This is a genomic window from Kiloniella sp. (assembly GCF_048259265.1).
Classification (GTDB): Bacteria; Pseudomonadota; Alphaproteobacteria; order Kiloniellales; family Kiloniellaceae; genus Kiloniella.
The window spans coordinates 47,469-68,177 of the sequence record NZ_JBLXHT010000012.1 but is presented as its reverse complement, the minus strand read 5'-3'; the positions used below and the strand labels follow the sequence as shown (position 1 = coordinate 68,177).

The window sequence follows — 20,709 nt, the reverse complement described above, 5'->3', positions numbered from 1 at the left end:
TTAAATTTTGCATTTCATCTTTATCCGAGTAGATTAATCCAACTGTTTTACAAACAAGGCCTTTAGCTCCATGCCCCCCAAAGGGACCAACCTAGAACAAACAAAAGCCCACAATCTGCGTCTGGTTCTAAGTGAGATACTTTCTAACGATGAAATTTCACGCGCAGATATTGCCAAGCGCACAGGCCTGACCCGCCAGACAATTTCTAATCTGGTCGAAAAGCTTCTTGATGCCAGCATGTTAGTCGAGGGAAAATATAAAAAGGGCGGCGCAGGGAAACCGTCACGCATACTCCAGATATCCTCTGCAGCAGCCTTTAGCGTCGGCATTCGAATTGAGTTAAACAAAATTGCACTCAGTCTTATTGATTTGTCAGGGAACTTGATCCATTCAACGCAAATCAGTGCTACTTACACCACAGATGAAGACGTTATCCGCTTAATTGAGCCTCTTTGCCTTGATGTCCTCAGAGAAACAAACACAGATATAAGACGCGTGCTTGGTATTGGGATCATTATGGCTGAAAAAGATGATCGTAATCATCGCCACGCGATCAGTGATGTTACTGCTGATCCTAAAAACATTGCGGAACTTCTCTATAAAGAACTGGACATACCAACGTTTCTTGAAACCGCCGCAGCAGCGGCAGCTTTGGCCGAGTTCCTTCAGGGAAGCGCCCGGAACTTCAGAAATTTTATCTATCTCTTTATCGGACCTGATTTATCAGCAGGTCTTATGGTTGACGGCAAAATCTATGGCGGTAGATCAGCCCGTGCAGGATCAATCGGTCACCTTGTTGTAAATATAAATGGCCCGATCTGTGCCTGTGGAAATCCTGGATGTTTAAACGGGTATATATCATTGGAATCAATGGCTTCCCACCTGCAAAAGCTAGATAAAAAATCCAGAAATCCCTATGATGTTTTTACGGACATACAGCCAAACGACCAGAAGGTTGTATCCTGGCTGGAACAACAGGCGGAATATTTCAGAATAGGCATAAACTCTCTGGAAAACCTGTACGATCCCGAAACCATCATCCTCGGAGGAGACTGCCCGGATTGGTTCCTCGAAACTGTTATTCGCGTATCTAGACCCTTTATGCGCTCTATCAGTGAAAAAGGCGACCGGGACCTTCCCCGTGTCATCAAATCACCGCACGCTGACCAGATGGTTCAAAAGGGGGCTGCAACCCTGCCTATTCACGCCGCGCTTGGCGAGGAAAATGCAGCTTACAAATCACAAGCACAGTTCGGCGCGTCCTTTAATCGACTTTCCGAATTGCTAGGGCATTACATAAACGAAAAATAATCTTCCCTACCCAAAACACCGCCGAACGTCACAAAGATTCAATTTCGCCCTGAAATCTTTTCCCTAGAGCGTTCTTTTCCTTTTGTTTCAGGGAAATCCTTTCTATAGGCTAGGGTTAAGTGATTAATATGAATCGGTAAAAGGTACGATGTCATCAAACGGGAACTTTACTCCCCCAAAAACTGTTGTTCTCGTTGGCTTAATGGGCGCAGGAAAAACATGTATAGGAAAGAAGCTGGCACACACCCTACAGCTACCTTTCGTAGATGCTGACGTCGAAATAGAAAAAGCTGCTGGTTGCACAATTTCTGAAATATTCGAAGAGCATGGAGAAAGCTATTTCCGTGACAGAGAGCGAATGGTCATCCAGCGCCTATTGGAGGGACCTGTTCAGATTTTATCCACGGGGGGTGGTGCCTTTATGGACGAACGAACCAGAAGCACCATCACAGAAAAAGGTATTTCCCTCTGGCTAAAAGCAGACTTGGATATTCTCGTCGAACGAACATCGCGCCGGAATCATCGCCCTCTTTTGCGGAACGGTAACCACCGTGAAATTTTGTCTGGACTGATCGAAGCACGTTATCCTGTCTATGAACAAGCAGATATCACAACTCAATCAGAAGAAGGTTCTGCTGATCTGACAACCCGCAATGCCCTCAAAGGTCTTGAGGAATTTTGCGGCAGGTCACAAACCTCGTGAAAACATCCGTTATAAAGATAAATGTAGATGAATAAAGAAACGTATGAGCGCCTCACACTCGACTTAGGGGAACGTAGTTACGATATACTGGTTGGTGAAAACCTAGTAGTAAATGCTGGCCCGCTTGTTCGTCCATTTATCAAACAAGATCGTACTTTCATCATTACAGATGAAAACGTGGCCCAACACCACCTTACAAAACTGGAAACAGCCCTTAAATCAGAAGGGATTGAAAGCAATGCCTTAGTTTTACCCTTTGGTGAGCAGACAAAAAGTTTTGCACAGCTAGATAGGGTTATTGATTTTCTTCTGGAACATAACGTTGATAGGAAATCAACGCTTATTGCTTTTGGTGGGGGCGTTATAGGGGATTTAGCTGGATTTGCCGCGGCCGTCGTAATGCGCGGGATAGATTTTATACAGATCCCAACAACCTTGTTGTCACAGGTTGATAGTTCTGTCGGCGGCAAAACGGGGATCAACACTGCCCGCGGGAAAAACCTTGTTGGTAGTTTTCACCAGCCCAAGCTGGTCCTTGCTGATACAGGTTTGCTAGAAACCCTCCCCAACAGAGAGCTTCTTGCTGGCTATGCAGAGGTTGTCAAATACGGCCTGATCAATGATCCAGATTTCTTTAACTGGTTAGAAGACAAAGCTCACAAAGTCATTACAGGAGATATTTCAGCGCGAACACACGCTGTGTTGATTTCCTGTGCGGCTAAGGCAAAAATTGTAGCGCAGGACGAAAAAGAATCTGGGGCACGCGGCCTTCTAAATTTAGGACACACCTTTGGGCATGCTTTAGAAGCTGAAGCCGGATACAATGGATCTTTACTTCACGGAGAGGCCATCTCTATCGGCATGGTGATGGCGCATGATTTATCTGCTGAGCTCGGCTTGTGCTCTGAAATGGACGCACAAACAGTTCGCGATCACTTTGAAAAAATTGGTCTCCCTGTCTCAACAGATTATGTATCCTCTAACGCACTAGGTGGGAAAAAGCTTGAAGTTTCCCGGTTGATGGATCACATGAGCAGAGATAAAAAAGTAAGTAACGGACGCCTGACCTTTGTAATGACAAAAGGTATTGGTCAGGCTTATCTGGATAACGCGGTAGATATGGCTGTCGTTTCTGACTTTATGAAACGCTTTATTGCTTAGATGATCGTACCGCCTTATTCACAACCCCTGAAAGGGCCATGGAAACAGAGTTAATTCTCGCTATTAGTGCCATTGTGGTACTACTCGCAATCTCCGCCTTCTTTTCTGGCGCAGAGACATCAATGACGGCGTCTTCAAAGCCACGCATGCATACGCTTGAGCAAAGTGGAGACAAAAAAGCACAGATCGTAAACAAGCTTTGGTCAGCAAAAGAACATCTGATTGGCTCTATTCTTCTGGGTAACAACCTCGTCAACATCTTGGCTTCCGCATTGGCGACGTCAGTATTCCTCAAGATATTTGGGGAGACTGGGGTTATCTATGCGACTCTGACGATGACCGCACTTGTCCTTGTCTTTGCCGAGGTTCTACCCAAAACCTACGCCCTGAGACACTCTGACAAAGCTGCGCTGGCATCAGCGCCTGTGTTACGTCCAATCGTCTTCATATTTGGTCCAATTGCCCTCACCGTTGAGAGCATTGTCAAAATTATCTTGGCCATTTTTACACGCTCTGACACCGCAGACGAAATGAACGAATTCGCCGAAGAAGAATTGCGGGGTGCGATTGATCTCCACGAAGGTGAAGGCGAAGAGGTCCGTCATGAACGCGAGATGCTCAAATCGATTTTGGATTTGGACGATGTCGAAGTTGATGAAATCATGACCCATCGGCAGGATGTGAATTCCAGTGATATTGATCAATCACCCGCCCAGGTCATCGAAGACGTCCTGTCCAGCTCTTACACCAGAATTCCGTTATGGCAGGACAAGCCCGACAACATCGTCGGCGTTTTACATGCGAAAGCACTTTTACGGGCAATTCGTACACATGATGGCGAGCTTGATCGGGAAACCTTGATTTCTATCGCCAGCACGCCTTGGTTTATTCCAGAATCAACAAGCCTCTTGGCCCAACTTCACGCTTTCCGTGATCGCCACGCGCACTTTGCTATCGTTGTCGATGAGTATGGTGAAATGCAGGGAATTGTTACCCTTGAAGATATTCTGGAAGAAATTGTTGGTGACATCACTGATGAACACGACATTGATATCGAAGGCGTTCAAACCGTTACCGAAAATGAATTTATCATCAACGGCACGGTAACCATCCGGGATTTGAACCGCCAATTTGAATGGCGGCTTCCGGATGACGAAGCCTCAACGATCGCGGGTCTTATTTTACACGAGGCACGGCAGATTCCAAAAGTCGGGCAGGCCTTTGTCTTTCATGACATGCGTTTCGAAATTTTGGAGAGAAAGCGTCACCAGATCACATCTATACGTGTGTCCCCCCTTGCGGAACAGATCACTGCATGATCCAACAGAAATACGCTAAGGATTAGATATGCCCCTATCCCCGGCAACCCGTCGAAAAAACCTTCATCAACGACGTTACGACTTTCAAGGGTACGAACGCGAAGATGGACAGTGGGATATTGAAGGTCGCATTACAGACGTCAAATCATATCCGTTTGACAATCAGTTCAGAGGAACGATTGAAGCAGGTGAAGCTCTGCATGATATGTGGATACGCCTGACCGTTGATATAAACTTCGTTGTTCAAGACATAGAGGCATGTATTGATGATAGTCCCTATTCAGTTTGCCCTTCAATCACACCGAACTTTCAAAAGATCATCGGCCTGAAAGTTGGTCCGGGATGGCGGGCTGCTATTCGTCGGGCAGTTGGCGGCACCGAAGGCTGCACTCATCTCGTTGAAATGCTGGGCGCAATGGCCACTGTTACATTTCAAACCCTTTATCCCGCAATGATAAAACATCAAGAGAAACTCAAAGAAAACCAAGAGAGCGCACCCCCGAAGAACAAAGGCCAAGAGAGCGAAGGCGAACCTAGGAAACGCCCAGGTATCATCGATACTTGCCACGCTTATAGTTCTGATGGAGAGATCGTCAAACAGGAATGGCCCGATTTTTACACGGGCAGATCGTAACAGATTTCTTTAATAAATCAGTTACTTATTCTTTGGCATGGTAGGATACTGCGATGCAGGGATTGGCTTCCAGCCTCTTTTTTCCTGTGCTGCTGTACGGAAATAAGAAAGAGTAAAAACTCTAATTGCAGCCGTCAGGCTTGATTGAACCCGTCTGCCTTCAACAAGATTGCATACCTCATTCAATGCCAGACCTTCACGCTCACAAATCTCAGTCAAACCGCGCCACATCATTGGCTCTAGACGCAGTGACGTGCGATGCCCGCGAACAGTAACGTTTTTCAGAACTAGTCCGTTTTCTCCCGCAAGTCGCTTCATCTCTTTTTGGAGATCCCGTCGACTTTGCGAAAGAAATGAAACGTTATCATCTTCTTTCGCCATTCAGAAACCACCTGTGCCCAGAGCTTTGATTTCGTCAGGAGTATTAGCCTTGATTTGCAAAGCATGAATTGTGGAAACGAGTTCAGCTTTTAACAAGTCATGAATCATTCGCTGCCTGTTAACCCGATTAACACCAATAAATTTTTCAGAAACGATCTCAACAGAAAAATGGCTCTCGCCACCTTCGCGATACCCAGCGTGACCGACATGATGATGAGAATCATCTGTTACCGCCAAATGAGAAGGCGATAATCCTTCGCGCAAGCGCGCGTCTATTGTTTCTGTCATCCCCATGGCACTACACCCTACAATCCATAGATATTCGCTTTAAAGGCAGCATAGTACCGACCAATATGCCCCGTTTTCAATGTAATTTAAAAAATTTCCATTAAAATGACGTTAATTCACATTAAATTCACGCAACGACTGACAACCTAATCAATCAAACACGTTCATCTATATGTCCTGATTTAGAAATAAAATGTAAGCATACAAAGCCCTTACAAGAAGCGATTCTCCTAGGCTGGGACTTGTATCCATAAGTAATAAACACCATAATTCGGGTATGAAAAGATCAATGCACGATGCTTCATTGCAAACACCTTGGGACCCGGCTGAAATCAAAAACTGCTGCGAGGCCGAAGGCTGCACAAATGAAGGTACGTATCGAGCGCCAAAATCCAGAGTAAAATTAAACAGCTACTATTGGTTCTGTCTTGATCACGTGCGCGAATACAACACTGCCTGGAATTATTGCAAAGATATGGATGTCGCCGACGTAGATCGATTGCGTCGGCAGGATGCCGTCTGGGGCAAACCAAGCTGGCCATTGAATGGCGCGGGCAAAGAAAATTACGCAAAAAAATTGGATGACCTCGGTAAAGCCTGGCGATCATTTGCCGGGTACGACAACAAACAACCAGACCAGACACAAAAGTTCATGCCCGAAGAAGAAAGAAAAGCTCTTCGAGTATTGGGACTCGAAACAATAGAATCCTTGAAACAGATCAAAAAACGCTATCTGGCCCTGGCAAAAGAGCTACATCCAGACACCAATGGTGGCGCAAAAGGAGCAGAAGACAGGCTCAAAAAGGTCAATCAAGCCTATAGCCTTTTAAAAAATAGCATTTTTATAAAAGAAACACTTCAAGAAACCGACCTGACGTCCTAGTGTAACGTCCGAGAAATGATAACACCCTAACAGAAGTATGGATGCAACGATGTCCTCTAAAGTAATTGGCCATGGCGAAATGATCATGGGCGGCCCAGATACAACAGTTTCAGCACGCGAAGCTTTTGGCATAGACAGTGATATGCAGGTACCTGCATTCAGTACACGTAACGAATACGTTCCTGAAGAAGATCCTACCTATCAGTTTGATCATGATACAACCCTCGCACTGCTTGCAGGTTTTGCTTTTAATCGTCGTGTGATGATTCAAGGTTATCACGGTACAGGTAAATCAACCCACATTGAACAAGTCGCATCCCGCCTGAACTGGCCTTGTATTCGTGTCAATCTGGATAGTCACATCAGCCGTATTGATCTCGTAGGTAAAGACGCCATCGTCCTGAAAGAAGGCAAGCAGGTTACTGAATTCCGCGAAGGCTTAATGCCTTGGGCGCTACAACGCCCTGTCGCTTTGGTTTTTGATGAATATGACGCAGGGCGTCCTGATGTTATGTTTGTTATTCAGCGTATTCTTGAAGTCGAAGGACGTCTAACGCTGCTTGATCAGAACCGTGTCATCACTCCACATTCATCATTCCGACTGTTTTCAACTGCGAATACAGTTGGCCTCGGCGATACCACAGGCCTTTACCACGGGACACAACAGTTGAACCAAGGCCAAATGGACAGATGGAATATCGTCTCCACATTGAACTATCTTCCGCACAAAGATGAAATGCGCATCGTTCTGGCCAAACATCCGGAATACGACACGGAAGAAGATCGCGATCTTATTGCGAACATGGTGTCCTTGGCTGATCTCACCCGTAGCGGCTTCATCAACGGTGATATATCTACTCTTATGAGTCCTCGTACTGTTCTATCGTGGGCTGAAAATGCCAAAATCTTTGATAACATTGATTTTGCGTTCCGCCTTACCTTTTTGAACAAGTGCGATGAAATGGAACGTCCCCTCGTGGCTGAGTACTTCCAAAGATGCTTTGGGCGTGAATTAGTAGATGGCAGTGAAAAATCTTCGTCTTAAATCGACAGAAGACCAAGACGGTAAGTAACAGGTATGAGTAAAGCTGAAACGCCTTTAGAACAGTTTAAACGCGCGACTTCATCCACTGTAAAAGCGATGGCGAAGAAAAGCGAACTAAGTGTCATTTTCTCTGCAAATGGTCGTGGTTTGAATGGGGATGAACTTCGGCTGCCCATACCTGTAAAGGATTTACCCGCAGATGATGTCCAGCGCATTCGGGGACGTGCAGATTCCTCGTCGTTGCGTCTGCGTTACCATGACACAAAAACACATCAAAAATTAAAACCCTCAGATAGTAAGGCTGCCGCTATCTTTGATTCTGTTGAACAGGCCCGGTGCGAAGCACTGGGTATGTCACGGATGGAAGGCGTTGCCCAAAATCTCGAAGCTCTTCACGAAGACACTCTTGATCAAATGGGGTATGGCAACGCCGTTACATCGGATGATGTGCCGCTGAACGAAGCCATGGCTGTCCTGGCCCGCGAAGCTCTGACAGGGCGACGGTTAGAAAAAACATCCGCTAAAATTGCTGAAATCTGGCGTCCGAACCTAAGCCAGGAAATTTTCGAGACACTGGATAGTCTTGGGGAACATGTTACAGATCAAGCACAGTTTGCCCGCGCCTTGCAGGATCTTCTTGGACAGCTAGATTTTGATGTCGAAGACAGCGAAGAATCAGAAACCGAAGAACAGGATGATCAAGATCAGCTAGACGATACGTCAGAGGATCAGGACCAACAGCAAACGTCGGAACAATCCGCCCCGATGGAAGCCGAAAGCAGTGACCAGGGTGACGCCGAAGGTGCTCCGGATGATGGCGGCGAAAGTGACGGGGAACAAATGGACGGGCAAGGCCAGGATTCTGCTGGCTCTCCCGATCAACAACCCGATTTTGATCAAAACCACAACTATTCTGCTATCCACGGGTATAAGTCTTTTACCTCTCAGTTTGATGAGATTATCGAAGCGCAGGACCTTTGCGAAGATGAAGAACTCTCACGCCTGAGAGAATTATTGGATAAACAGCTTTCCCACCTTCAAGGCGTAATATCCAAATTGGCAAACCGCTTGCAACGACGTCTGATGGCTCAACAAACCCGGAACTGGGAATTCAATCTGGAAGAAGGTTTGCTTGATACAGCTCGTTTAACCCGTGTTGTGACCAACCCCATGCATTCTCTTAGCTTCAAGCAGGAAAGTGATACCGAGTTCAAAGACACGGTTGTAACTCTCTTGATAGACAATTCCGGCTCTATGCGTGGGCGCCCAATCACTATCGCAGCAATGAGCGCCGATATACTTGCCAGAACCTTGGAAAGGTGCGGTGTCAAAGTTGAAATTCTCGGATTTACCACAAAGATGTGGAAAGGTGGACAATCTCGAGAGCGCTGGATTGAACAAGGAAAACCCGGAAATCCAGGACGATTAAACGACCTTCGGCACATCATCTATAAAAAAGCTGATGCCCCAATGCGCAGGTCCAGGAAAAATCTCGGCTTGATGTTGCGCGAAGGTATCCTAAAAGAAAATATAGATGGTGAGGCACTGTTATGGGCACATAATCGCTTACTCGCCAGAACAGAGCACAGACGAATTCTGATGGTTATCTCTGACGGTGCCCCTGTTGATGATTCCACCCTTTCCGTCAATAGCGGCAGCTATCTGGAAGACCATTTACGTGAAGCCATTGAGCTCATCGAAAAACGTTCTCCTGTTGAGCTTCTGGCCATCGGGATTGGGCATGATGTTACCCGCTACTACAAACGCGCCGTCACCATCAGCGATGCAGAGCAACTAGGCGGCATTATGATGGAAAAATTGGCTGAACTTTTTGCCGAAACGCCACGTGGTGGTGACAATTCACTAGAAAATTTCAAGCGATAACGCTTCATAAACTGATTTTATTTCGAAACCTCGCAGATTTTATCCAACTTGCGGGGTTTCTTTTTAAGAATTATTCGCAAATAAACTTGACACTTATCAAGAGCAGAACTAATAGTTGCGAATGATTTTCAGTATCGGTTAAAAATGAATGACACCTGATAACTCCACAAATATACGAGTCTCCATAGACGATCCCGTGAATGATCAGGGTAATTCTTCTCGCAAAATGCATCGAGTTTCTGCTGAAGCGCTGATGCAAAACACCCGGGAAATAGTCATTGAATACCAAGGTAGTGATTACCGCCTTCGTATTACGTCTAATAATAAACTGATACTTACAAAATAACGTCTCTCCGGTGCAGTAGAGAACGCCAGCCAGCTCGCCACCTTGTCTAAAAGACATATCAGCCAGCCAGCCAGCAATGTTCATAAACAACATTAATTGGTTTGCTTTTCGATAAGGTGTCTGACCTGTGCAATATAAATCTTACAAAGGGCTTTTGCTTGCAAGTGTTGCCCTGACTTTACTCTCCACGCCCCTTAAGGCCGAAGATAATACAGCAGAAAACAACAAGGAGGCTGAAACACCGTCCTCAACGAGTGAGCACAAAGTACAAACTCTGGACGCGATTTCTGTCACCGCATCACGAACAGAAAAATTGGCGATCGATAGCCCAGCTTCGATTTCTATTGTAACCGAAGAAGAGATTGAACGCCGACAAGCCGAAACAGTTCATGACCTATTAAAGGATTTACCGAGCGTCGAGTTAGAAGGTGGTACACGTAATACTGTTATGAAACCTTCCATACGCGGTTTGGGGGGACAACGCGTAGTAACCAGAATTGATGGTGCACGCCAGAACTTCAATGCAGGACACAAGGGAGGATTATTTGTTGATCCTACCCTATTGAAACAGGTCGAAGTTCTTCGTGGCCCCGCATCAACAATTCATGGCACAGGCGCCTTAGGGGGGGTCGTTGCTTTTGAAACAAAAAGTGCTGATGACTTCCTAGAAGTCGGCGAGAAATACGGTGCTCAGATTTCTACTGGCTTTAGCTCTGTTGATAACGGGGTACATGGTAATATCACGGGCTATGCACGCCCATTAGATAACATTGACCTTATGGCAAGCGTTACCCGCCGTAAAACGGATGATTATGATGCAGGGGACGGTAAAAAAAGGGCGTACACCGATGATGACCTAGCCTCGGGCCTAATCAAAGGCGGCATTGATATCGCTGATTTCCACCGTATAGGCCTTTCATACAGGCTTTATCGTGATGATCATAACCTCCCAGCCACACCTGACGGATTAAGCACGTCGTCTATTGTTGAACGCGAAAGTAAAGAAGACAGTTTTGTTTTCGATTACAATTATGACAACCCTGACAACCAATGGTTCGACACATCTATCAAGGCTTACTATGACACAACGGACATAGACGAGGTCAGAATATCTGACGGACGCCATGAAGAACGAAACTTGGAAACTATAGGATTAGAAGGCTTCAACACATCCTATCTTAACCTTCATGAAAATGCTGAACTTGCTGTGACAGTCGGCGGGGAAATTTTTCAGGACACCCAAGAGGGCGAGAGCAATGGTGCGCCGATTGGTGGTTATCCTGATGCCGAACGTAATATCTATGGTGTGTATCTAGACAACACCTTAACGCTATTTGAAAATCTGGAACTCACCGCGGGACTTCGATATGATTCTTATTCTCTCGAAGCAGATGGACAAGAAAATTCAGAAGAGACAGCAACATCTCCTCGTTTTGCCATCAGCTACAAAGTTCTCCCCTTCTTACAACCTTATGTAAGTTACGCTGAAGCTTTTAGAGCTCCCACACTCGGCGAGACATACGCATCCGGTCTTCATTTCCCGGGAGGAGGACCTACTCCAAACAACTTTTTTGTGGCAAATCCTAACCTGAAACCAGAAACAGCCAAAACATGGGAGATTGGGACAAACATCAAACAAGATGGTCTTTTTAGGAAAGATGATTCTCTTCGTGCCAAAGTTTCTTACTTTAGAAATAACGTCGATGATTTTATTGAACTAGATGTCGATGTACCCGGCGGAACAACGACCAGCAGCAATGTCACAAAAGCACGTATTCAAGGTTTTGAAGCCGAAATCCATTACGACACACCAACCGTATATGGCTCTTTAAGCGGCTCAAGAATTCGCGGCAAAAACACCGACACCTCTGAAGCATTATCAGGTATTGGAGGTGATAAAGCAGCCCTAATGCTGGGATATCACTTTCAAAGCATCAATCTTGATCTTGGCGGTCGCGCCCTTGCGGTCAGGGAACAAAATCGCGTCCCAGACGACAGCGATGCAATTGACGGCTATGCAACATTTGATGTCTTCACCTCTTGGGACGCTGATGATTACGTCCCTGGCCTGAAAATCAATGCGGGTATCGATAATATTCTCGATAAAAATTACAGACGCGGTGCGGCTGTTCTGGATGAACCCGGACGTAATTTCAAAGTAACAGCCAGCTTGAAATTCTAGAAATGGAATACCCCACAATAGATCGAGAAGTTCACACCAGTATCCACCACAACAAAAGCAAAAGTGCCTAAAAATACAAGTTACTAGGCACACCGAGATCTAAGTCAAAATAAGGTTATAAAATCAGGAGCATTATCATGCACAACACACTCTCTGTTGAATACAAATCGCCATCAGATGCCTGGGCAGATCTATGCGCTGGCACAGCTAAAGGTTACGCCCGAGATATCGCCCATGCGATGAATATCACAGAGGCAGAGGTTGTGGCGGCGGGTGTGGGTGATAATGTCATCCGGCTAGAGGCCGATTGGGGGCAACTTGTACAAGAGCTTGGTTCTCTTGGTGATGTTAAAATTATCACTCGGAATGAACACGCTGTTCATGAAAAAGTCGGCCTTTTCGACAAAATTAGTGCCAAAGGTCCTATGGGAATTGTACTCAACCGCGAAATTGATCTTAGATTATTTTTAACGAAATGGGCCTTCGGCTTTGCCGTGACAACGGATAACAACAAAGGCAGACGGAAAAGCCTTCAATTCTTTGATCACGAAGGCACAGCTATTCACAAAATTTTCCTGACCGAAAGTTCTGATGAAACAGCTTATGAAACACTTATTTCTCGATACGAAGCGACTGAACAATCATCTATACTTCGACTGAAGAACTACGACCCGGCGAATACTCCGGCTGCCGACGGCACGATTGATATTGAAGCCCTGAAAAACGAATGGGGTGCTCTCAAGGATGTGCACCAATTCCACGGCCTATTGAGAAAGCACAATTGTGACCGCCATCAAAGCTTTAGGTTAATTGGCAAGGAATTCGCCGAAAAGCTAACGCCTGAGGCTCTCAAAAATGTTTTGGATCAGTCCGTTGCCAATAACATCTCGATCATGGTCTTTGTTGGGAACAAAGGATGTATACAGATCCACACTGGGCACATTGAAAAAGTTAAAGAGATGGGCCCTTGGATCAACGTACTGGATCCAGGATTCAACCTGCACCTCAGACAAGATCACATTGCAGAAATTTGGCTTGTTAGAAAACCAACCAAAGACGGCATCATCACAACCCTTGAAGTATTCAACGACAAAGAAGAAAGCTTTGCTTTGCTTTGTGGGGAACGTGAAGTGGGACAACCGGAAAACATCGCTTGGCACAACATGCTCGAAAGTTTGGTTCGACACGACACTGTTTCTGCTGCGGCAGAGTAATGATCAAAGAAAAGTCGAAAAAATGATCTCTGATACACCGATGTCTTTTAACCTTACTTGCTTGCCTAAACTTTATAAAGCAATCGCCATATGCTTGGCCTTTGCTTTGATCCTTGTACTTAATAAACAGGCAAATGCTGATGCCCAACGAATAATCACCTTGGGCGGACCTGTAACTGAGATTGTCTATGCGCTTGAAGCTGGAGAAAAAGTTGCAGCAACGGATACCACCAGCAAATATCCAGCAGCGGCTGTGGCATTACCAAAAGTCGGCTATTTACGGCAACTTTCAGCCGAAGGCCTCTTAAGCCTGAAGCCTGATTTAATCCTCGCGTTAGAGGGATCAGGTCCGGCACATGTACTCGAAACCATTCAAGCCGCTGGGATCAAAGTCGTTAAAATACCAGAACTTGTAGATACCACATCAATAGTAACAGGCATTGAACTGATCGCGGCACATACCGATCGCCAAGAGTTGGGGAAAACACTCAGCTCACAGATCTCAACTCAACTGCAAAAACAACTTTCTGCTGTTGATACGAAAAAGGAAAAGCCGACAGTTCTTTTCCTTTTAAACACAGGCCATGGCGGCCCTATGACAGCGGGGAAGAATACCGCGATTGATGCAATCATTACCTATTCAGGTGCTAAAAATATCGCCTCAGATTTGGAAAGCTTTAAGCCATTGGCCAGTGAATACATTCTCGGGAATAACCCTGATTATATTTTAATGTCGAAAGGATCCTTGGCGAATAGCGGTGGTATAGAAGTCTTAGCCACAGATCCACTTTTGGGCAAACTATCCGCCGTACAAAAGGGCCGCATCGTAACACTGGATGGTACGCTTCTCTTTGGATTGGGACCACGCACCATAGATGCAGTAAAAACTTTGTCCGCTCAAATCAAACAACAGACACCCTGAACAGACAATGGTCCAGACTCTGACAGAAACATCCGCCCGCCGTCAGCAAAGAAGCATTAAAAAGCCCTACTATATTTTGGGGGGGCTTTTTTTGCTTCTTATCCTATCTTCAGTTATATCGCTGGGGATCGGGGGCGTGGCAATTTCTCCCTTATCAAATATAGAACACTTTGCTTCTTTTATCGGCCTAAGTGAAAGTAAGTTAGAGCTACATCAAGCACTGGTGATCGAATCAATTCGCCTTCCCAGAATTATTCTGGGACTGATTATTGGTGCATCCCTAGGCCTTTCCGGGGCCGTTTTGCAAAGCTTATTCCGAAATCCTCTAGCTGATCCCGGTTTAATCGGCGTCTCTTCGGGCGCAGCCCTCGCCGTGGTTTGCGTAATCGTATTGGGCGACACCTACTTTACTACTTTTTTAGAGCTAACCCGTAATTTTGCGCTTCCCATAGCCGCCTTTGCAGGAAGCTTGTTAACCACCGCTTTGATTTACCACCTATCCAGACGCGATGGCCTTACAGATGTCGCCATGATGGTACTGATGGGCATTGCGGTAAATGCCATTGTTGGCTCTCTTATCGGCTTACTAACTTACTTAGCCGATGATACAGAGCTTAGGTCTTTGACCTTTTGGTCCATGGGAAGTCTGGCTGGTGCGGGCCAAACAGCATGGTTCTCTATCTCGATAATGATTATCGCTTCGCTTTTTTTGCTTAAGCTTTCCAGCCCCCTTAATCTTTTCCTGCTGGGCGAAGCCGAAGCCAATCACCTTGGCATACCAACAGAACGGGTCAAGCAACAAGCAGCAGTTGCACCTGCCTGCGCAACCGGCGCCGCTGTTGCTGCGGCAGGGATGATTGGGTTTATTGGTTTGATAGCCCCGCACCTATCCCGCTTGATAGGTGGGGCAGATAACCGTTTTGTATTACCAGCAGCTGCCTTGATAGGTGCCAATCTTATTGTAATTGCCGATACCATTGCCCGAATTATTGTTTTACCTGCGGAACTTCCCATCGGACTGGTCACAAGCTTTATTGGCGGCCCTTTCTTCTTCGTCCTTCTGTTCCGTGAATTCAAAAAGAGACGCATGTGACACTCAAAGCAACCGCCATTAACGTAAAAATCAATTCAACCAAATTACTAGAGGATGTTTCTCTCGAGCTTATTCCCGGAAAACTCTTAGGTATCTTGGGTCCGAATGGTGCGGGGAAATCCACCCTTCTCAAAGTGCTATCTGGTGATCTTACACCAACAAATGGTACGATTACCCTCGATGATAGCCCCCTTCAGAAATGGGCAAGTATTGATCTCGCCAAACGGCGTGCCGTTATGCCACAGGCATCACAGTTGGCTTTTCCTTTTTCTGCACGCGATGTCGTTGGCATGGGACGTTGGCCATATGAAAAGTTATGCTCACCTTTCATCAACAGGCTCGCTGTCGAAAAAGCCATGAGCCTAGCCGACATAAAACATCTCGCTGATCGCCTTTACCCCGTACTGTCGGGCGGGGAAAAACAACGCGTCCAACTTGCCAGAGCCTTAACCCAAAGCATCGGATTAACTGGCGATACAGAATCAAAATTTCTGCTGCTGGACGAACCAACCGCAGGCCTAGATATTGCGCATCAACATGCGGTTCTTGCCGCAGCAAAAAAACAGTGTAAAGAACGGAATACGGCTGGCCTAGCCATTCTCCACGATCTCAATCAGGCCGCTCAATACTGCGATTCCATTGGGATCATTTCTAACGGCACATTAATATCCAACGGGCCAACGCTTGAGGTCATGGAGCCAGGGCTGTTATCTGATATTTTCAGTTGTAATATATCAAGATCTTTAGACATAGCCTCTTCGACACCGGTTTTTCTTTCCTCAATCTGAGCTTTCTTCTGAATAAGCAAAAATAACTTGCCTTACAAAAGTCACAGCCTATTCACCTTAAGTTCATAAAGAATGTCTAATAATTTTTATGAACTTAAGGAAGGTAGCGCAGAGACGAACATGATTATCAGAGTCCTATTTACCATAGCCGTTATCGCCATCAGCTTGTTGGGGTATACAGCCTATATGGACAGAAATCTGGAAGTCATAGAGGCTGCCAAAATCCCCCTCACGATCAAAGCCGTCCCAGTACCCAACCAACAGTTCGCTACCCGAGAAACAGAAATTAAAGAAGTACCTTCTCTCTATTGGCGGGGTGGTTTTAAAATTAACTCTCCCCATAAACGCTTTGGCGGCTTGTCTGGGCTTGAGGTTTCAACAGATGGGCGTTCTCTCTTAGCTATTGGGGACAAAGGTCTCTGGTTTACTGGGCGCTTGAATTACGATCTTAACGGCAACCTTCTTTCCCTCACAAATGGGCTCATATCAACAATGAAAGGTTCTTTGGGGGAAAACCTGGTTCGAAAAAAAGACAGAGATAGCGAATCAATCGCTTTGGCTGATAGTGGAGCAATTTTTGTTAGTTTTGAGCGAGATCACCGAATTTTAGAATACTCCGCGCCCTTAACCACGACCACCGGAGCCATCCCCCTTCCAAGCGAATTCACAGATATCGCGTCTAGTAACCGAGGGATTGAGGCTCTTACATGGTTATCTGGCGATTGCCTTTTGGCCATTCCCGAGCGAACGACTACGCCACCGACCACGACACGCTCCTCACAAGAGAGCGTCATAGAAGCGTATCTCTTGCACCAAGGAAGTTGGGACAAACTATATCTGGAACCGAATAAAAATTATCTACCCACAGGCTTAAGCAGCACAGCAGAGGGCGATTTACTCTTGCTGGAACGAGAGTTTTCTTTTTGGGAAGGGTTCAAGAGCAGCTTGAGATTATTTACTGCATCAGAAATTGAAAATGGACTTGCCACACAAGGCTACGTGATGCGCGGAGATATTCTAGCAACGTTCGAAGGCGCTCAATCCATCGATAACATGGAGGGCATCAGTAGCCGGATCGGTGCTAATGGCGAAACCCTGATCTATCTCTTATCTGATGACAATCTAAATTTTGCGCAGGATACATTACTATTAATGTTCGAACTGCAAAAACAAAGAAAGCCCGCTGGCCAAAGCACAGCGGGCTGTTCTAAGAATAAGACTTCTTATTCAGCTGCTTTGGAAACCAAAGCTTTCTGAACGCGCTTTTTCATTTCCCGAGCTTTTTTGCCCAGTTTTTCAGATGATGTTGACAGCAAGAATGCGTCAAGACCACCACGCTTTTCGATGGTGCGGATAGCTGCAGTGCTCAGACGGAACTGAACAGTCTGACCTAGAGCATCGCTCAACATCGAAGTCTTTTGAAGATTTGGCAAGAAGCGACGCCGTGTTCTATTCTTAGCGTGGCTCACATTGTTGCCAGTCTGTACCTCTTTGCCGGTAAAGTCACAACGGCGTGCCATGGTTCTAATCCCGTAAACTCGATGAAAATAAAAATCTAATGCCGATACGTCGGCTCGGCGCGAGTTTTAGGACACCGTCGCCCAAGGGTCAAGATAAAAGCACGATTCACGTAAAGATTCGTAACGAATCTGTAAAAACGCCGCGTTTACAGCGTTTTATTACTCTACATCAGGTATAGAGAAAGATATTGAGCAGCTTTCTCGCTGCCGTAGCTGGCGCCATTTTACCCGAAATCACATCGGATTCCACCTTTTTAAGAGCCTTATCAATCTCAGGCTTATCCTTAAATGCGAGAACCAGAGATTCCTTAATCTCACTCCACATCCAGGAAACAGCCTGCTTAACCCTCTTATCCGGGATCTCGTTGCTTTCCCAAAGCTTGGTTCTAAATTCCTCTATCCCTGCCCAAATCTCATCAATGCCTTCATCATGCAATGCAGAACACTTCTTAACCCGAGGCTTCCAATTGGGACTGGACGGGCGCATTAACCCCAAAGCCGCATGATATTCTGCGGCGGCCCGATTTGCTGCTGGCGCAAGATCTCCATCAGCTTTGTTGACGACAACCATGTCAGCCAACTCCATAATCCCTTTTTTAATGCCCTGTAGTTCGTCACCTCCGCTTGGCAGCAGCAGTAACAGGAACATATCAACCATCTCTGAAACAGCCGTTTCCGACTGACCAACACCAACGGTCTCAACCAGAATGACATCAAAGCCCGATGCTTCGCATAACAACATCGCTTCACGGGTTCTACGCGCAACGCCCCCCAGCGTCGCACCAGCCGGGGAAGGACGAATAAAGGCTGCCTCTTGCCTAGATAGGATCTCCATCCGAGTTTTGTCGCCCAGAATCGAACCACCTGTTCGCTGTGACGATGGATCAATAGCCAAAACAGCAACACGAAAGCCTTTATCAATCAAGTGCATGCCGAAAGCTTCGATAAAAGTGGATTTACCAACACCAGGAACCCCGGAAATACCAATCCGGATAGATTTACCGCTCATCGGCAAGATTTTTTCTAACAAAAAATCCGCATCTTCCCGGTGATCTGCGCGGGTTGATTCAATCAGCGTAATTGCCTGTGCCAAAGCGCGCCGCTGTCCATCAGCAATCCCAGCAACCAGTTTACCGATTTTATCGTTATCTTTCGCCATAATGCCGCTTTACCTATACTATTCCGCCAACCGCGTCATCTTGTCCTGCTACCTTTTCAACCTCTGCAACCTTCTGGGCCACTTCCAACTGTCGGCGCCACATTTCAGCATAGTGACCTTCTTTTTTAAGGAGATCGCTATGGGTCCCACGCTCTTCTATCTGCCCCTGTTCAAGGACAATAATTTCATCGGCATCCACAACTGTTGAAAGACGGTGGGCAATGACCAGCGTTGTTCGGTCCTTGGATACATCATTAAGACTGGCCTGAATTTCCTGTTCCGTGCGACTATCCAATGCAGAGGTTGCCTCATCAAACAACATGATCGCCGGATCTTTAAGAACAGTTCTCGCAATGGCAACACGTTGCTTTTCCCCACCTGACAGCTTCAGCCCTCTCTCTCCGACAATGGAATCGTACCCGTCTGGTAATGACAATACAAAGTCATGAATTTTGGCTAGTTTTGCAGCCTCTTCGACTTCTTCACGCGTCGCGCTTGGGCGTCCATAGGCGATGTTATAAAGGATCGTATCGTTAAAAAGCACGGTGTCTTGCGGGACAATACCAATTGCCTGACGAAGTGATCCCTGCTTCACTTTGGCAATATTTTGCCCATCGATTAGGACCTCACCCGCATCCAGATCGTAAAATCGGAAAAGCAGGCGACTGATCGTTGACTTACCTGCGCCACTAGACCCCACAATGGCCAGCTTTTTACCCGCTGGAACCGTGAAACTAACGCCTTTTAGAATAGGCCGTCGTTCGTCATACCCAAAATGGCAGTCTTTAAACTGAATTTCAGCACCACTAACGGTCAGCTCTTTTGCATCCGGCTCGTCTTTGATTTCAAGATCTTTATGGAGCAATTCGAACATTGTATGCATATCGATAAGCGCCTGACGGATTTCTCGATAAACAAAGCCCAAAAAATTCAATGGCATTGCAAGCTGCAACAGATAGGCGTTGACCATGACAAAGTCGCCAACCGTCATCGCACCATTTACGACACCATAGGCAGACATGATCATCATTAAACTAGCCCCGAGCGAAATAATCCCAGACTGGACAATATTTAGGCTGGAAAGACTTGTCCGACTACGAATAGCTGCATGCTCATACGCAGCCAAGCCCCGGTCATAACGTTTGGCTTCATGTTCTTCATTGCCAAAATATTTAACTGTTTCAAAATTCAAGAGACTATCGACAGCTTTGGTATTGGCATCATTATCAGCCGCGTTCATATCCCGGCGTAGTGTGATGCGCCATTCCGTAATGCGGAGAGTCAGGAAAATATAGGCTAGGATTGTCACAAGCGGAACAACCGCAAAACGCCAGTCAAACAAAACCCACAGCAAAATACAAACAACTGTGATTTCAATAAGCGTCGGGATTACATTAAACATCAAGAAGGTGAGCATAAACTCAATCCCCTTTGTTCCCCGATCAATCGCGCGGGTTACGCCTCCCGTTCTGCGTTCGATATGGAACCGCAGAGAAAGTGAATGAAGATGTCGGAAGGTAACCAGCGCCACACTTCGAATAGCATTCTGCACAACCTTAGCAAATAATCCCTCGCGAATATTGTCAAACGCAATTGCGCAGACCCTAGCTGTACCGTAAGCAACCAAAAGGCCAAGCGGAACGACAAGCAACGTTGGGTCATCTATACTCAACGCATCCACCGCCTCCCTAAGAATATAGGGCACAGATACATTTGTAAGTTTTGCAAAAATAAGAAGCGCAAAGCAGAAGATAATCCGAGCTTTGAGATCAAAACGGCCAACTGGCCAAAAATAGGGCAGCAGCGTCTTTAGAGTATCCAGCTGGCTGTTCTCGCCCTCTGACTTAGGAACATCTTCACGCATCCGGCGCATAT

20 protein-coding genes are annotated in these 20,709 nt (G+C 46.2%); 15 read left to right on the top strand and 5 right to left on the bottom strand.

The window, feature by feature from the left end:
• Nucleotides 1-70 precede the first annotated feature (70 nt).
• From ACN0QW_RS16935 to ACN0QW_RS16915, 5 genes are all read left to right on the top strand, one after another.
• Nucleotides 71-1,312, top strand: a complete 1,242-nt coding sequence (locus tag ACN0QW_RS16935) for an ROK family transcriptional regulator (RefSeq protein ID WP_417433082.1) — start codon at nt 71-73, stop codon at nt 1,310-1,312.
• 148 nt (nt 1,313-1,460) lie between these two features.
• Nucleotides 1,461-2,015, top strand: a complete 555-nt coding sequence (locus ACN0QW_RS16930) for a shikimate kinase (protein ID WP_299380942.1) — start codon at nt 1,461-1,463, stop codon at nt 2,013-2,015.
• Nucleotides 2,016-2,042: 27 nt separating this feature from the next.
• The gene (gene aroB, locus ACN0QW_RS16925) at nt 2,043-3,176 is read left to right on the top strand and encodes a 3-dehydroquinate synthase (protein ID WP_417433080.1); all 1,134 of its coding nucleotides are present in this window, start codon (nt 2,043-2,045) and stop codon (nt 3,174-3,176) included.
• A 38-nt stretch (nt 3,177-3,214) separates the two neighbouring features.
• Complete coding sequence (locus ACN0QW_RS16920) at nt 3,215-4,495, top strand: HlyC/CorC family transporter (RefSeq protein ID WP_417433078.1); 1,281 nt, start codon at nt 3,215-3,217, stop codon at nt 4,493-4,495.
• A gap of 28 nt (nt 4,496-4,523) precedes the next feature.
• Nucleotides 4,524-5,129: a DUF2889 domain-containing protein gene (locus tag ACN0QW_RS16915; protein WP_417433076.1), complete on the top strand. Its 606-nt coding sequence runs from the start codon at nt 4,524-4,526 to the stop codon at nt 5,127-5,129.
• A 21-nt stretch (nt 5,130-5,150) separates the two neighbouring features.
• On the opposite strand, the gene ACN0QW_RS16910 is transcribed toward ACN0QW_RS16915, so the two are convergent.
• A complete protein-coding gene (locus ACN0QW_RS16910) occupies nt 5,151-5,510 on the bottom strand; it encodes a ribbon-helix-helix domain-containing protein (RefSeq protein WP_417433074.1) in 360 nt (119 codons plus the stop codon).
• On the bottom strand, nt 5,511-5,804 hold the full coding sequence (locus ACN0QW_RS16905; protein ID WP_417433072.1) for a BolA family protein: 294 nt from the start codon (nt 5,802-5,804) through the stop codon (nt 5,511-5,513). It abuts the gene before it with no gap.
• Between the two features lie 283 nt (nt 5,805-6,087).
• On the opposite strand from ACN0QW_RS16905, the gene ACN0QW_RS16900 reads away from it, so the two are divergent.
• The 10 genes from ACN0QW_RS16900 (at nt 6,088) to ACN0QW_RS16855 (ending at nt 17,412) form a co-directional block, all read left to right on the top strand.
• Nucleotides 6,088-6,681 carry a J domain-containing protein gene (locus ACN0QW_RS16900; protein ID WP_417433070.1) on the top strand — a complete coding sequence of 198 codons (594 nt, stop codon included), beginning with the start codon at nt 6,088-6,090 and terminating at the stop codon, nt 6,679-6,681.
• 49 nt (nt 6,682-6,730) lie between these two features.
• The gene (cobS, locus tag ACN0QW_RS16895; RefSeq protein WP_299376987.1) at nt 6,731-7,726 is read left to right on the top strand and encodes a cobaltochelatase subunit CobS; all 996 of its coding nucleotides are present in this window, start codon (nt 6,731-6,733) and stop codon (nt 7,724-7,726) included.
• A gap of 33 nt (nt 7,727-7,759) precedes the next feature.
• On the top strand, nt 7,760-9,610 hold the full coding sequence (gene cobT, locus ACN0QW_RS16890) for a cobaltochelatase subunit CobT (RefSeq protein WP_417433068.1): 1,851 nt from the start codon (nt 7,760-7,762) through the stop codon (nt 9,608-9,610).
• 148 nt (nt 9,611-9,758) lie between these two features.
• A complete protein-coding gene (gene hemP, locus ACN0QW_RS16885) occupies nt 9,759-9,956 on the top strand; it encodes a hemin uptake protein HemP (RefSeq protein ID WP_417433066.1) in 198 nt (65 codons plus the stop codon).
• A gap of 127 nt (nt 9,957-10,083) precedes the next feature.
• Nucleotides 10,084-12,138, top strand: a complete 2,055-nt coding sequence (locus ACN0QW_RS16880) for a TonB-dependent hemoglobin/transferrin/lactoferrin family receptor (protein ID WP_417433064.1) — start codon at nt 10,084-10,086, stop codon at nt 12,136-12,138.
• 137 nt (nt 12,139-12,275) lie between these two features.
• The gene (locus tag ACN0QW_RS16875) at nt 12,276-13,352 is read left to right on the top strand and encodes a hemin-degrading factor (protein ID WP_417433062.1); all 1,077 of its coding nucleotides are present in this window, start codon (nt 12,276-12,278) and stop codon (nt 13,350-13,352) included.
• A gap of 22 nt (nt 13,353-13,374) precedes the next feature.
• Nucleotides 13,375-14,274: a heme/hemin ABC transporter substrate-binding protein gene (locus ACN0QW_RS16870; RefSeq protein WP_417433060.1), complete on the top strand. Its 900-nt coding sequence runs from the start codon at nt 13,375-13,377 to the stop codon at nt 14,272-14,274.
• Between the two features lie 7 nt (nt 14,275-14,281).
• Nucleotides 14,282-15,367 (top strand): FecCD family ABC transporter permease, encoded by a 1,086-nt coding sequence (locus ACN0QW_RS16865; protein ID WP_417433058.1) that lies wholly within the window; start codon nt 14,282-14,284, stop codon nt 15,365-15,367.
• Nucleotides 15,364-16,155, top strand: coding sequence for a heme ABC transporter ATP-binding protein (locus ACN0QW_RS16860; protein WP_417433056.1), 792 nt, complete (start codon nt 15,364-15,366; stop codon nt 16,153-16,155). The genes ACN0QW_RS16865 and ACN0QW_RS16860 overlap by 4 nt, the downstream gene beginning before the upstream one ends.
• Nucleotides 16,156-16,227: 72 nt before the next feature.
• Entirely contained in the window at nt 16,228-17,412 is a 1,185-nt protein-coding gene (locus ACN0QW_RS16855; protein WP_417433054.1) for an esterase-like activity of phytase family protein, read from the top strand.
• Here the strand turns inward: ACN0QW_RS16855 and rpmB are convergent.
• From rpmB to ACN0QW_RS16840, 3 genes are all read right to left on the bottom strand, one after another.
• Nucleotides 17,379-17,675: a 50S ribosomal protein L28 gene (gene rpmB, locus ACN0QW_RS16850; RefSeq protein ID WP_085902858.1), complete on the bottom strand. Its 297-nt coding sequence runs from the start codon at nt 17,673-17,675 to the stop codon at nt 17,379-17,381. The two genes, ACN0QW_RS16855 and rpmB, sit on opposite strands and share 34 nt — an antisense overlap.
• Nucleotides 17,676-17,844: 169 nt before the next feature.
• Nucleotides 17,845-18,834: a methylmalonyl Co-A mutase-associated GTPase MeaB gene (meaB, locus tag ACN0QW_RS16845; RefSeq protein WP_417433052.1), complete on the bottom strand. Its 990-nt coding sequence runs from the start codon at nt 18,832-18,834 to the stop codon at nt 17,845-17,847.
• A gap of 13 nt (nt 18,835-18,847) precedes the next feature.
• Nucleotides 18,848-20,707 carry an ABCB family ABC transporter ATP-binding protein/permease gene (locus tag ACN0QW_RS16840; protein ID WP_417433050.1) on the bottom strand — a complete coding sequence of 620 codons (1,860 nt, stop codon included), beginning with the start codon at nt 20,705-20,707 and terminating at the stop codon, nt 18,848-18,850.
• Nucleotides 20,708-20,709 lie beyond the last annotated feature (2 nt).